Genomic DNA, 525 nt, shown 5'->3' with positions numbered 1-525 from the left:
GCGACGTGGGTGCAAAGATAATACCTTTATAACATCAACTCCAAACTTTTCAACAAGTTTTTTTGTTTTATTTTTTAAGGAGGATTACCGTCCCACTCAAGATGTCAATCCAAATACCCCGGCTCTCTTGCGAAGCGGGTGCAAAAGTAAGGACTTTATTATTAACACACAAATAATACCGCCTATTTTTTAAAGAAGTTTCGTAACTTTATCGTAATACACTGAAACAAAATATGTTGTGGAACATAAAAATGCCGTCTCCCCGAAAAAGCGGCGGGGAAACGGCACATTAATATATATTGTGCGCGGGAATACTATATTATAATTGAAAAGGAAAAGGCAGGAACTTGCGTTTAACCAGGGCAAGACTTGCGTTCGGCCATGCGTAAACGGCAGGCTCACCGGGCACAAACGAAACAAACAGCAGGACTGAACGATGCAAACAGCAGGGAGAATGAAAACAAGCACAAGGGAGAATAAACGAAGAAAACTGACTGATTTCAACTCCTATATATATTTATATTT

General features: G+C 39.4%; 1 protein-coding gene. It reads left to right on the top strand.

Annotated features, from left to right (window positions below; all coding sequences use genetic code 11):
• Positions 1–193, top strand: a 193-nt coding sequence (locus DXB63_RS18325; RefSeq protein WP_233522897.1) for a hypothetical protein, incomplete at its 5' end; no start/stop codon positions are given.
• Between the last annotated feature and the right edge of the window lie 332 nt (positions 194–525).

Origin of the sequence: Bacteroides sp. OM05-12 (genome assembly GCF_003438995.1) — a bacterium.
Taxonomy (GTDB): Bacteria; Bacteroidota; Bacteroidia; order Bacteroidales; family Bacteroidaceae; genus Bacteroides.
The sequence above is the reverse complement of the archived record's forward strand: the minus strand, read 5'-3'. Positions and strand labels throughout refer to the sequence as shown.